11 protein-coding genes are annotated in these 14,046 nt (G+C 43.5%); 3 read left to right on the top strand and 8 right to left on the bottom strand.

Annotated features, from left to right (window positions below; translation table 11 throughout):
- Window positions 1-39: 39 nt before the first annotated feature.
- The 8 genes from MKX97_RS03355 to MKX97_RS03320 form a co-directional block, all read right to left on the bottom strand.
- Entirely contained in the window at window positions 40-1,956 is a 1,917-nt protein-coding gene (locus tag MKX97_RS03355) for an FUSC family protein (protein WP_342536961.1), read from the bottom strand.
- A 241-nt stretch (window positions 1,957-2,197) separates the two neighbouring features.
- A complete protein-coding gene (locus MKX97_RS03350) occupies window positions 2,198-2,626 on the bottom strand; it encodes a hypothetical protein (protein WP_078817149.1) in 429 nt (142 codons plus the stop codon).
- A 465-nt stretch (window positions 2,627-3,091) separates the two neighbouring features.
- Window positions 3,092-4,021, bottom strand: coding sequence for a ribose ABC transporter substrate-binding protein RbsB (gene rbsB / locus MKX97_RS03345; RefSeq protein WP_078817148.1), 930 nt, complete (start codon window positions 4,019-4,021; stop codon window positions 3,092-3,094).
- 15 nt (window positions 4,022-4,036) lie between these two features.
- Window positions 4,037-4,963, bottom strand: coding sequence for a ribose ABC transporter permease (rbsC, locus tag MKX97_RS03340; RefSeq protein ID WP_078817363.1), 927 nt, complete (start codon window positions 4,961-4,963; stop codon window positions 4,037-4,039).
- A 1-nt stretch (window position 4,964) separates the two neighbouring features.
- On the bottom strand, window positions 4,965-6,461 hold the full coding sequence (locus tag MKX97_RS03335) for a sugar ABC transporter ATP-binding protein (RefSeq protein ID WP_342536960.1): 1,497 nt from the start codon (window positions 6,459-6,461) through the stop codon (window positions 4,965-4,967).
- A gap of 16 nt (window positions 6,462-6,477) precedes the next feature.
- Entirely contained in the window at window positions 6,478-6,867 is a 390-nt protein-coding gene (gene rbsD, locus MKX97_RS03330; RefSeq protein ID WP_078817146.1) for a D-ribose pyranase, read from the bottom strand.
- Window positions 6,864-7,751, bottom strand: a complete 888-nt coding sequence (rbsK, locus tag MKX97_RS03325; protein WP_078817145.1) for a ribokinase — start codon at window positions 7,749-7,751, stop codon at window positions 6,864-6,866. The genes rbsD and rbsK overlap by 4 nt, the downstream gene beginning before the upstream one ends.
- Complete coding sequence (locus tag MKX97_RS03320) at window positions 7,751-8,737, bottom strand: LacI family DNA-binding transcriptional regulator (RefSeq protein WP_342537476.1); 987 nt, start codon at window positions 8,735-8,737, stop codon at window positions 7,751-7,753. The genes rbsK and MKX97_RS03320 overlap by 1 nt, the downstream gene beginning before the upstream one ends.
- A 487-nt stretch (window positions 8,738-9,224) precedes the next feature.
- Here MKX97_RS03320 and MKX97_RS03315 point away from each other — a divergent pair, with 487 nt between their 5' ends.
- The 3 genes from MKX97_RS03315 to MKX97_RS03305 all read left to right on the top strand — a co-directional run bounded on the left by MKX97_RS03315 (window position 9,225) and on the right by MKX97_RS03305 (window position 14,046).
- On the top strand, window positions 9,225-10,958 hold the full coding sequence (locus MKX97_RS03315) for a sigma 54-interacting transcriptional regulator (RefSeq protein ID WP_342536959.1): 1,734 nt from the start codon (window positions 9,225-9,227) through the stop codon (window positions 10,956-10,958).
- 127 nt (window positions 10,959-11,085) lie between these two features.
- Window positions 11,086-12,261 carry an iron-containing alcohol dehydrogenase gene (locus tag MKX97_RS03310; RefSeq protein ID WP_342536958.1) on the top strand — a complete coding sequence of 392 codons (1,176 nt, stop codon included), beginning with the start codon at window positions 11,086-11,088 and terminating at the stop codon, window positions 12,259-12,261.
- A 324-nt stretch (window positions 12,262-12,585) separates the two neighbouring features.
- Window positions 12,586-14,046 (top strand): CoA-acylating methylmalonate-semialdehyde dehydrogenase, encoded by a 1,461-nt coding sequence (locus MKX97_RS03305; RefSeq protein ID WP_342536957.1) that lies wholly within the window; start codon window positions 12,586-12,588, stop codon window positions 14,044-14,046.

Here is a 14,046-nt window from a genome sequence, read left to right as displayed (position 1 = left end):
ATTCGATGTTAGAAAAGTTTATAAACATTGTAAAACTATTTACCTTGTCAGCATAGCGGAGTACTTTTCCTCCATCACTTCCAAAATCATGCTCAGCACCATTCGATCTTCTATTCTTGGAGTGGAGTGAATCACTTGTTCCATTTCTACAATTGCCTGTCGAAGACCAGTCTCCTGGATCGACTCCTCTAAAAGGACCTGCAGACCCATATTGACGGCTGGGATATTGGATTCCTGCAAGCCATGTTGGTCGATCCATCCATATAGTTCATAAAGAGTATTTGCAGCCCGCCGCTGATGCTTTAGCCATGCAACTCCATCTGTACTTGGGGTATCTTGATTATTCAGCTTCAGTCGATCCTCAATCATCGTAGTAATTAATAATAAATTTTTGATGGCATGCTGATCACCGCCCCCCTTCACTTTTTCTTTTGCTTCCACTAACATTTCATGGACCGTATCATTGTACATTGACCATAAATCACGATTCGCGTCCTCCAGTTTATACGGCAGAATAAACTTATTGATAAGCAAGGCCAAAATAACTCCTGCCACTACGAACGCAACTCGTTCCAACGTCAACACCTCTGTCGTACCCGTGACCAAAGCCACTGCGCCGATTGCAGAGAATGTAACGAGGATTGTGTTATATCGATACGCTTTAACATAGCTCATCAAGTAACCTGCCATCATAAGCAAGACGGAACGAGCTGTATAGCTTTGAAATATCATAAATAAAATAGTGACGGCAACAGCTCCAATTGTCGTCGCAAATATACGGTCGCGCATCTTCTTTTGAGATTGTTCATACAGAGGGATAATAACAGACAATACCGTGAACATCATCCAGCGACCTTCCACTAGATCAAAAAAGTCTATCATGAATCCTGTAAGACTGATTCCAACCGCCATTCGAATCGCGTACGACAGCTTGATTGAATTCGTATGACTTGGCGTTTCACTAATCGTTAACTTTTGGAATTTCTGCGGAATTTGCTCTAACCTTTTGACAACGTTATAGTGCTCTTTGCCTAAGTTACTTAATTCAGCCAAATTGTCTTTTAAGAAACCAATATGATTGAGCATGCGCAACACAACTATATTATGATTACGTTCCGCTTTATATTTATGCAGCATTTGGTCAAAGGTATCTTCCAATAAAGTCATCGTTTCTTTATCTTGCAAGCCATCGATAGCCAATTCAAGACACTGTATGATATCTTGCAGCATAACTTCCCGCATTTCTTCCTCGGAAATTTCATCGAGCAGAATATCAATTTTTTCCAGTGCAACGGAAATATTTAATTTCAAACGTCCCTCTTCAGTCAAAAAGTAATTTTCTTCTCTTTTATCGTACACAATACCTCGCAAACCGCTAATATCACTGGTGATTTGTTCAGTAATTTCTTCGAGCGGTTCACCTTTTTGCAAGAGCCTCATCTTTTCAATCAAGGCTGTACAGATCGTCTGGACTTTTTGATCGCCACTCTTCGTGATTCTGTTTTTGTTCGCCAGCATTTGCATACCCATGATCGCAAGCGCACCAAAAGCGAGAGAAGCCAGTCGAAGAGGCATTTGATCTGCAGCTACCGGCATGGCTAAAATGAATACATATTGAAGGGAGAAAGGAAAGTAGAGAGGATTTTTCAAATTAAACAACAACGAATAGCTAATGACAAACATCGCTATGAAGTTGATTGGAATCGCCAGCCACATATTGAAACCTGTTAAGAATGCGGCTATACCGATGAAAAGGTTCAATACAACAAATTTCATGGTATTTCTAATCGGATGGCTCGTCAAATCTCTTTCCAGCAACATCAACATCGCGGTAATCGTCGACACACCAATTAAAATATTTTCACTGCCGAACACTGCACCAAAACCGAGAACAAATCCAAGGATGAAGATGAATAGTAAGGTGTTCGTCAGGATCATTTTTTTAGTCAGTTTCATTTACACTCACTTCTTCCATCTTTTTTCGTCGTAAAGTATTTTAACATTAAAGTTGTTTAAGGTAAAATGTAGAGCTTTGAACCTTCTTAACTCTTCTACAACTTTGCGGTCATAACCTACACTCAACTGCCCAAAACAAATCGACAATCTTCAAAACAGGATACCCAACCATCAAACGACAAATCCAATTATTTTGCACAAAAAAATCCCCAACTCTTTCAAAGTCGGGGTCTATTTAAAACTATTCATTCGCCAGCTCTTTGTAAGCCAACACTTTCAAAGCCAATAATTCATCTTCGGAAAGTCTATCTTCATACCGAGAGAGCAACTCTTGCTTTTCCTCCGCAGATAAGCCACTTTTCATCTTGGATTGGAGTTCAGCGAGTTCGCTCACACTAAATTTCTTTACTAAAACACGCACCGCCTGATCTTTGGTTTTAAAAGGCAAATTGCGATCATCTATATTTTTTCCTTCCGCGATAAATGCTTGGAGCTCGGGATCATTCCGTACTTCCTGCTTAATCGCTTCGAGTTGACCATTACTTTCTAGTTCTGCTTCCACTTGATCCATCACTTCATCCGCGACGAGCTTGCTGCCGAAATAATATACACCATAGCCGATCGCAGCTATAAGGACGACTGTTGTGATGAGTATTTTTATTGCTTTCAAGATAAACTCCTCCTTCTTCTATCTAGTATAAACGATTTCAGGTGAGCGTTGTTAGTTAATTGGTAATGACAAATGATGCCAGTACTTCTTGTTTCACTTGATTCGTAACTACCTACTTCCTGCGTAGGTCTAGGATTTATACAAAATTGCATCTCGAAAGCTACATTTATTGTCTCATTCGATTGCCCGCGATCATAAAACAACTTTACACGCTCATAAATCCCCACGGTCGATCATATCTGCCCCTCAGTCGCTCATACATACACCCCAAGCGATCATAAATACAATGAACTCGATCATAAAACCATTCCAAACGCTCATACAGCAGTTTCTTCCTATACTCTCTGTTAGGTTACGACTCGTATAGAATATCCTTTCAATCTCTTGAACAATTATTTCACATCAAATCCAATCAAAAAGCTCCCCAGCCGTTCGGACGGCCAGAGAGTACTTTTAATCCACTATTTATTCCTTAATCAATTCCAAATCAACCGGAATATCCGCATCTACATCTTCGCCATTCAATACAGCAACCGCGGCTTCCATTGCTTTCTTCCCAATTTCTTCAGGTTTTTGTGCAATCGTAGCTGCTAGTTTTCCGTCTTTTACGGATTTAACTGCATCGTCTGTTGCGTCAAATCCGATGACGACGATATCTTTTCCAGCAGACTGAATCGCTTCTAATGCACCTAACGCCATTTCGTCATTATGAGCGAACACGCCTGTAATTTCTGGGTTAGCTTGTAGAATGTTTTCCATTACAGTCAAACCTTCCGCACGGTTGAAGTTCGCAGTTTGTTTAGCTACGATGTCTACTTTCCCGTCGACTGCTTCGTTAAAGCCTTCTCCTCGATCACGAGCTGCCGAAGATCCTGCAATCCCTTCAAGTTCAGCAACTTTGGCATTTTCACCTAACAATTCAAGCAAATATTCTCCAGCCAATACACCGCCTGCTTTATTGTCAGATGCGATATGTGAAACAACTTCTCCACCTTCAGCGCTGCGGTCTACTGTGATGACTGGAATGTTGGAATTATTTGCAGATTCCACTGCAGATACAACAGCTTCTGAATCTGTCGGATTGATGATCAATAAATCGACACCTTGTTGAATTAAATCTTCTACGTCACTTGCTTGTTTAGACGCATCGTCCTGCGCATCGACTACGATGATTTTCGCTCCTGATTCTTTCGCCTGCTCTTTTGCCCCTTCACTTAACGTCACGAAGAATGGGTTATTCAAAGTTGAAACGGAAAGACCGATTTTAAACTCTTTGTCTCCATCTTTTCCTGCATCCTCATTATCTGACGAGGACTTCGAACCCGGCTGCTCTGTAGAACAAGCGGCCAATACTAAAACGACTACCATAAGTAATGCCCATTTCATTTTCTTCATTCTGTATACATCTCCTTATGCTGTTTTTTTACGATCCAAGAGAACCGCAATTAATATTACTGCACCCTTTACAACCTGTTGGAAGAAAGAGGATACACCAATCAAATTCAGACCATTGTTCAGAACACCGATAATCAATGCACCGACCAACGTACCGACAATCCAGCCTCGTCCGCCAGTCAAACTTGTCCCGCCAAGAACAACAGCGGCAATCGCATCGAGTTCAAACATATTCCCTGCAGTCGGCTGAGCTGAATTCAAACGCGACGTCAGAATCAACGAAGCGATCGCAGTCAAACCACCTGCCAATGAATATACATAAATCTTAATTCGATCGACATTAATACCAGATAAACGTGACGCTTCTTCATTACCGCCAACTGCATAAACTCGGCGGCCAAATGTCGTCTTCTTTAAAATGAAGTAGAGCACCGCAAAGGTAATGGACATCGTAATGACCGGTACCGGAATACCAAAAAAGTATCCTTTGCCTAACATTGTGAAGACTGCAGAATCCCCTAGGCCTGAAATCGGGCGTCCTTCTGTATAGACAAGTGTCAGCCCTCGGAAAATCGTCATCGTTGCAAGTGTTGCGATAAATGGTGCGACTTTCCCTTTCGCGATAATCAAACCGTTGATCGCTCCGAGTATCACACCGAGTAATACGCCAAGCAACATCGCAAGCAACGGATCCATACCGCCCGACATCATACCTGCCGTCACTGCACCTGTTAAAGCCAGGATGGATCCGACCGATAGATCAATACCGCCGGTCAAAATAACGAACGTCATCCCGAACGCAATCAAGGCATTAATGGACACTTGACGCAGCACATTAAATAAGTTATTCAGTGTCAAAAAGCTTGGGCTCATAATTGAAATAATAACAATGATCAGAAGCAGTCCAATTACTGGACCTAGTTTCTGTAACGACCCCTTCATATTAGGCTTGGACAACTTTGTCACCTCCTGTTGCAAAATGCATAATCCGTTCTTGTGTCATGTCCACTTTCGGAATGTCCGCCATCAACTGACCTTCATGCATGACCAAGACGCGATCCGCCATACCGATGACCTCCGGCAATTCAGATGAAATCATTACAATCGCCACTCCCCGTTCAGCTAATTCATTGATAATGCTGTAAATTTCTTTCTTTGCTCCGACATCCACACCTCTTGTCGGTTCATCCAAAAACAAAATATCCGGCTCGATCCCCAACCATTTCGCAATGACGACTTTTTGCTGATTGCCGCCACTCAACGACTTCACTGCCTGTTCAGGACCGGATGTTCGAACGCGCAACCGTTTCGACATCATATCGTAAAGCGCATTTTCTTTCCCCTTCCGGATAATTGCCGATTGGGAAATGCGATCAAAATTCGTCAAACTCATATTGTCCCTTACAGAGAAATCCAAAATCAGTCCTTCTGATTTCCGGTCTTCTGTGACGTATCCAATGCCAAGCTTTTTTGCCTGCAAAGGATTTGAGATTGTTACCGGTTTGCCGTCAATAAAAATCTGGCCGGAAGTCAGTTTCCTATACCCGAATATGGATTGGATGACTTCTGTTCTGCCTGCACCCATCAAACCTGCAATGCCTAGAATTTCACCTTTGCGCACTTCGAACGACACATCTTCGAAAAATCCGTCATGCGTCAAACCTTCCACTTTCATCTTGACATCGCCGATATCATGTGACCGTTTAGGGAACCGTTCCCCTAATTCCCGGCCTACCATCATTTGCACAATTTCTTCAAATGTCGTTTCTTTAATTTTCCGTACACCGACATACTGGCCGTCCCGTAAAATCGTGATTCGATCACACATCGCAAAAATTTCTTCCATCCTATGCGAAATATAAACGAACGACACTCCTTGTGCCTGCAATGAACGAACCGTCTCAAATAACGTTTCGATTTCTCGATCGGTCAAAGCAGCAGTCGGCTCATCCATGATAATCACTTCTGCATTGGATGAAACTGCCTTTGCGATCTCGATAATCTGCTGTTTACCGACAGAAAGCTCGCGCGTGACCGTACGTGCATCGATATCGAGTCCCAATTTGGATAAAATCTCTTCAGCTTGCCGGTTCATTTCTTTCGTCTTTAAGATACCGCTCTTGCCAAACGTCTGCTCATTACCTAAATAAAAGTTTTCCGCCACCGTCAAGTCCGGTAGAATATTTAGCTCTTGGTGAATGACCGCAATGCCCGCTTCTTCTGCTTCTTTTGCGTTCTTGAACTCCACTTTCTCTCCTTTGACCCACACTTCTCCCGCATCACGCGAATAAATGCCGGTCAAAATCTTCATCATTGTGGATTTACCTGCTCCGTTCTCACCCATGAGCGCATGGATTTCGCCTTTTTTCACTTCAAATTGGACGTCTTCCAACACTTTGTTTCCATTAAAGCTTTTTGAAATTCCACTCATCGCAATCATCTCTGCTCACCCACTTTCAGAATATGACGCCTGACTGCAAAATACAATTCGCATACGGTGTCGCTTCTCCTGTACGAATAATGACCTTGGACTGTTTGGACAATTCTTTTAGTTCTTCGTGAGAAACCTCGGTGAACGGGCTTCCTACTCGTTCCATTTCTTCATATATCTCAATATTCTCGGCTTTCATTTCTTCCGCGATATACACTTTCTCCGCTTCAAAATCCTTCAGCAATTCGAATAAAATCTCTGTGAAACCCGGCTTTCCAAGCTTGTAAGACAAGTCGATGCAAGGCACGCCTTCAGGAATCGGAAGACCGCAATCTGCGATCGTCAATTGATCGGTATGTCCCATTCTCGCAAGCACTGCCGCTAGTTCACGATTGATCATTCCGTTTTTCTTCATTGTACTTCTGATCCTTCTTCCATACGTTTTTCCACTTCTTCAGAAGCGGGCATTCCGCCTTGCGCACCGAACTTTTCCACGGACAGCGAAGCCGCTGCATTGGCGAAACGAACAGCTCGCTCAAGATCCATTCCTTCGACGATGCCATGAGCAAGCGCACCGTTGAATGTATCCCCTGCTCCTGTCGTGTCAACAGCTTTCGTCTTGAAACCTTCCACGATCACATGTCGCTGCCCATCAAAATAACGCGCCCCTTCACTGCCGAGCGTCACAATCAATCGGTTTGGATGCGTCTCTAACGCATCGACCATATCGACTCCGAAAAGCTGTTCACACTCGGTTTCATTTGGCGTTAAATACGTAATGAACGGCAACATTTCCGCTTTGAATCCTCCGGCAGGTGCCGGATTCATCAAAACAGGCACACCGAATTCGCGGCATTTTTCCAGTGCATACATGACGGTTGGAATCGGAATCTCCAGCTGGAACATAACGACTTTACTTTTCTTGATGACTTCGTCCATCGCGTCGATATGAGCCGGCGTCAGCAATGAATTCGCACCCGGCACCACGATGATCCGGTTATCGCCTTCCGACAATAAAATATTAGCGATCCCTGAAGCGCCGTCTACCACGCCAACTCCTGTACAATCGACTTCATTCTTTTGCAAATTGCTTACGATACTCTTGCCGAACATATCGTCACCTACACAGCACACCATATGGACACTGCTTCCAAGCCTTGCTGCCGCAACCGCTTGATTCGCACCTTTCCCTCCGGGTACTGTATCAAAAATATCGCCGAGAACTGTCTCGCCCTGCGTAGGGAAATTATCCGTCCCAACAACTAAATCCATATTGGCACTGCCGATCACCGTTATCATCAAGCTCCACTCCTTGTTGTTCCTCGAATAATCAATTCAGCTTGTATCTGAATTTCACGCTCTTCCAGTTCCTGTCCTTCAATCAATTTAATGAGCATCCTGGATGCTAACGCACCAATCTGGTACAGGTCCTGAGCCACCGTCGTTAAACTCGGTGTCAGCTGGCCTGCAAGCATCGTGCCGTCATATCCGACAATTTGCAATTGATCCGGCACAGAGATACCTAGCGAATAGGCCGCTTTCATTGCGCCTGCCGCCGATACATCACTACTCGCGAAAATACCGTCGATGGACTGTTGCTGTAAAATAGTCCGTGCAATCGACTCAGACGCATCAAATTGGAACGGACTTTCCACTACCTCTATTTCTATATCTTTGCCTTCTACTGCATCCATAAAACCCATCAAACGATCATCTGCCGGGCCTAATCCAGATGGTCCTTTCATACAAAGGATTTTCCGACAACCGTTCGCCAGTAAATGGTCCGTCCCGATACGCGCACCTTCTCTATTATCTGTCGCCACCAAAGGAATTGACGGATGGATCCGACGGTCAATGGCGACGATTGGAACATTCAAATCTGTATAATGGGAGGTTTCTGCATGACTCGCCGCCACTATGAATCCCGCAACATATTTTTGTTGCAACGTATTAAGATAATGAATTTCCTTCTCAATCTTTTCATCCGAATTACATAGAACGACGGTGTAGTCATACTCTAGCGCCACGTCTTCTATTGCACGGGCCAACTCAGGAAAAAACGGATTGACGATGTCTGGCACGATCAATCCGATAAACATGGCTTGCTTTGTATTTAGCGAACGCGCCACTAAACTCGGTCGATAATTCAGCTCCTCAACCGCCGCTGAAATCACACGTTTCGCTTCTTCACTAATATAGCCCTTATTATTCAAATAACGTGAAACAGTCGCTACTGAAACTCCTGCCTTCTGGGCAACATCCCGTATATTCGCCAACCATTCCACCTTCATTCTGGTCTTGTGTAACCGGTACCACATTCATACAATGTGGTACCGGTTACACATAATATATCAACTGGGAATTTTGATGTCAATAGAGGAAACGAACAAAGATGGAAGCTGGTTGTGGTGGAGAAAACTCGGGAGGTATTCTGAAAATAAGAAGCCGCGTAAAGCACCAAACTCGGGTGGTACCGAACCAAAGTAGCGTAGGAACGAACCAAAGTCATGCCGGATCGAACCAAAACTCTTCCCGACCGCACATTAGTCCAGTTGCAACGAACCAAACCAGCCATGCACCGCACCTTTCTATCGCTATGGCAACTAATTAAATATATAAATGAAGTCACCCTGATAACGTTTTTTCAACAGGATATTTTTTCAACCAATGGACAACAAGATTCAACAGTAACAGGGCGTGATACCAACTGTCATAGGGATGCGTTATAATGGGTGGATGAAGACTTAAAATTGATCGGTAACGGAGGCTCTTATGCATAAATTTGATGAATCTTTTGTTGATATTCTTATTCAGTTTGAAAACGATAGGAAGTGGATGTCTGTCCAGAATTGGATGGTCGAAACTCCAGCCTTTATTCAATCCAATAAGACCTTACTTGAAGCGGCGAAAGTAATGAAAGAACTTAAGTTAGACTTTCTTCCCATAGTGGATCCGCATCATAAACCATATGGCGTCGTGACTCCTAAAGATGTGATGGAAGCTTTCGTTAACGGCGATGAAGGCGATGATTTACTTGAGACCTTCCCTACTCTGCAAGTTGCACAAATAGAAGAGAACACACTTTTAAGCGATCTGGCTCCCCTCCCTGCGGATGTATTTTTGATTACGGATCAACACGGAGTGCTGACGGGCCTCATCACATACAAGGAAATCTTTAGTGGGATTGCCGCTTTGATGGAGAGCTATGTGAAGAACGATAAAGTTTCCGACGTTTTAGATGTCATCTTGGAAAAAGCGTACGAAGGTGTGGCGGTTGTAGATGAAAATGGGATAATCATTGAATTTAATGCAGCTTATAGTAAATTTACTGGAGTTCCGAGAACAGAAGCGATTGGCAGGCATGTCACAGACGTGATCGAAAACACTAATCTGCATGAAACGGTTCAAAAAGGAATCCCAGAACGTGGGGTCCTTCAGAATATTCAAGGCCAAGACATGGTAGTGCACCGAATTCCTATTTGGAAGAATGGCAAAGTGGTAGCTGCAATCGGTATGCTAATCTTTGAAGGCGTTTCGGATATTTATCGTATATACGAACGGCTGCAGCTTCAGAAGATCATGTCGGATACTGAATCACCCCCTTCCTCCCAAGATAATCTCTCAAGTTTCGATCAAATCATCGGCTCGAGTGAAGCTATTTCTAATTTGAAACGAAAAGCACGGACAGCTGCGCGTACACAAGTCGTTGTATTATTGAATGGAGAACATGGAACCGGAAAAAAAGCATTTGCGGAAAGTATTCATCACCTAAGCCCACGGAATGCGGAGTCATTCATCTACATTTCATGCAAGAATGAGGAACCACACATAATAGAAGATCAGCTTTTTGGGAATCCAGATGGAGAGCCTGGCATACTTTCAGGGGATAGAAAAGGCACGCTCTACTTGCAGGATATCGACTTCCTGCCTATAGCTATTCAAAAGAAATTGCTAAATGTCCTGCGAAAAAAACCAGTGGCCCCCCCCATTCAGCTAATCATCTCATCTACACGGAATTTAAGTGAACTGGCAGAAACGAATGATTTCAGTTCGGAGTTGTATGCACAATTAAATCCATTACAACTCATCATTCCGCCACTTCACGAAAGAAAAGAGGATATCCCTTTCTTATTGTCACACTTCATGCGTGAAATTTGTTTTGCTTATAAAATTCCAGAAAAATCCTTTTCACCATCTGCCGTAACCTATTTAATGAACCACCGTTGGAACGGTAACATTGAGGAATTAGTCGTCGTCATAGAGGACTTGGTTAAGAGAGTTCCTTCCGAAATCATCGAGCAGACCGACTTGCCACAAAGCATCTTGAACGAGCAAAGCGTTGCCACATTAGAAAGCATGAGAGAAAAACAAGATTCAGAGGAAAAAAGAATTATTTTAGACTTATTGGATCAAACGGATGGGAATAAGTCACGTACTGCAGAGTTACTGGGCATCCATAGAACAACTTTGTATAAAAAATTAAGAAAATTTAACATCTTGACTTGAGTGTAGCCTCAGTGCTACACTCAAGTCATCAATAAAAAGTGTAGCTAATCAGCTACACTTTTTTATTACCTGTTTTGAATTCACTGAAGGTTCTAACAGAGTTATAGAACAAAAAGGAGCTGAAGCAATGGGAACTAGTAAAACTTTTCAAATGCCACCGACTATACTTTATCTACAAGATTCTTTTAAGCTAGTTGGTGAAAAAGCTTCCTTACATGGTAAAAAAGCGTTAATCATCAGCGACCATGTGATGGAAAAACTAGGTTATATTGAAGATTGCCAAAAATATTTATCCAGTAACTCCGTCGACAGTATTGTTTTTCTCGGGGTGGCTTCAGAGCCTACAGATCAATATGTAGAGAACTCGCTACAACTTTTTCAACATCAACAATGCGACCTCATTATTTCATTAGGAGGCGGAAGTTGTATCGATACTGGGAAAGCAGTCGCGGTACTGGCTGCCAACGGAGGGTATATCGGAGATTATATGGGACAGCAAAAAATAGCCGACCAAACACCCATACCTCATATTGCAATTCCAACAACTGCCGGAACAGGTTCAGAAGCAACAGATGTTACTGTCATCACAAATTCAACTACTCAAGTAAAAATGATGATTAAACAGCCTGCCTTTATGCCAAATATTGCGATTGTTGATCCTTTATTAACTCTCTCCTCACCACAGAATGTGACAGCCGCCACGGGAGTAGACGCACTGAGTCATGCGATCGAAGCGTATATCTCTAAAAAGGCTCATCCGATGACAGATATGATGGCCCTATCAGCTATCAAACTAATTTCCGAAAATCTCTACAAAGCCTACACGGAGGGACAAAATCTTGAAGCAAGAGCAGGTATGTCCCTTGCTGCATTACAGGCAGGAAGCGCATTTTCAAATGCTTCTGTATGCCTGGTACATGGCATGTCCAGGCCAATCGGGGCACTATTTGATGTACCACATGGCTTTTCAAATGCGATGCTTTTGCCTGCTATATTAGAGTATAGCAAGGATTCATGTATTGATAGACTCGCAGACATTGGAAGAATATTTTCACCCAAAGCCAAGCAATTCACAAACGAAGATGCAGCCGAATTTGCCGTTCAGTGTATCAAAGATTTATGCAATTCATTGAACATCCCTAACCTGGAAAAATGGGGAATCCCTCGAAAAGAATTTGTAAGCGTTATCAACAAAATGTCAAAAGACGCTGTGGATAGCGGAAGCCCCGGCAATAATCCAAAAGTGCCGACTGAAGAAAATATCGCGAGTCTTTACCAAGTTTGCTACGATTACCAGTTTTAATACTAGGTTTAATTTAAAAATATATATTGTAATAAAGTTTTCACAGGAGGTTGTTCAGTGATGGACACTCAGTTGATTGTAGTGGAAGGCGGCGAAAAGCAAAGATGTGCTCCCAACGCTTCGCTTATGCTCGCAAAAGCCGTTCTACGTTACGGCTTTTCCTGCGGGGAATAGCGCGAATGGCGAGACCCCGCAGGAGCGAAGCGACGAGGAGGCTCGCCCGCGCCCCGCGGAAAGCGTCCACCTGGAACGGAAATCAACGTGTTCTACGTTTTACTTTGAGTACAAGGTAATTATTTCAGTTTATAATAGGAGGTCATAAAGATGACAATAACAAAAATCGAGACACTAAAAAACTATATTAACGGTGAATGGGTACCGGCTACAACTGATCAAAAAGAAGAGGTCTACAACCCTGCGACAGGTGAAGTCATCGCCAATGTTCCGATTTCCACAAAAGAGGATTTAGACTCTGCAGTCCAAGTTGCAAGCGAAGCATTCGTCACCTGGAAGGAAGTTCCTGTACCCCGCCGTGCTCGAATTCTATTCAAGTATCAACAATTGCTAGTGGAGCATTGGGAAGAGCTCGCTCGGATAATAACAGTTGAAAATGGTAAAAACTTTATGGAAGCACATGGGGAAGTTCTTCGTGGTATCGAATGCGTGGAATTTGCGGCAGGTGCTCCTACGTTAATGATGGGTGACAATTTACCATCCATCTCGACAGGTCTGGAATCGGGAACTTACCGCTATCCGGTCGGTGTCGTCGGTGGAATCACACCGTTCAACTTCCCAATGATGGTTCCATGTTGGATGTTTCCGATGGCGATTGCCACGGGGAATACATTTGTATTGAAGCCCTCTGAACGTACGCCGCTGTTGGCAAACCGATTGGCTGAACTGCTGGAGGAAGCTGGTCTACCAAAAGGTGTATTTAATATCGTCCACGGGGCACATGACGTGGTGAATGGAATCTTGGATCATAAAAAAATTGCAGCCATTTCGTTTGTCGGGTCTCAGCCTGTTGCTGAATACGTGTATAAGCGAGGAACCGATAATCTGAAGCGTGTTCAAGCTCTAGCTGGGGCGAAAAACCACTCCATCGTTCTTAAAGACGCCAACTTGGAAAACGCCGCTAATCAAATTATCAATGCAGCATTCGGCTCAGCAGGCGAACGTTGCATGGCGTGTTCGGTGGTGGCGGTTGAAGACGAAATCGCAGACGAATTCGTTGAAACATTACTCAATCGGGCAAATGAACTGACAATCGGAAATGGGTTAGATGAAGGCATATTTCTGGGTCCAGTCATCCGAGATACGCATAAAGAGCGTACGGAACAATACATTGCGACTGGGGAAAAAGAAGGTGCTACATTGATCCGTGACGGTCGTCTAGACAACGCAGCTCAAGAAAAAGGCTATTTTGTCGGGCCGACAATTTTCGATCACGTGACGAGTGAAATGAAAATATGGCAAGACGAGATTTTCGCTCCTGTCTTATCAATTAGCCGTGTTAAAAACTTGGATGAAGCAATTGAATTATCAAACCAATCCATGTTTGCTAACGGCGCTTGTATTTTCACTAGAGACGGTGGTCATGTCCGTACATTCCGCGAAAATATTGATGCCGGAATGCTCGGAGTAAATATCGGTGTACCGGCGCCGATGGCTTTCTTCCCTTTCTCAGGTTGGAAGGATTCGTTTTACGGCGACCTGCACACCAACGGGAAAGATGGTGTGAACTTCTATACACGGAAGAAAGTCATGACTGGGCGTTGGGAATAA

It is taken from the genome of Sporosarcina sp. FSL K6-3508 (assembly GCF_038615825.1).
In the GTDB taxonomy this organism is placed as follows: domain Bacteria; phylum Bacillota; class Bacilli; order Bacillales_A; family Planococcaceae; genus Sporosarcina; species Sporosarcina newyorkensis.
The sequence above is the reverse complement of the archived record's forward strand: the minus strand, read 5'-3'. Positions and strand labels throughout refer to the sequence as shown.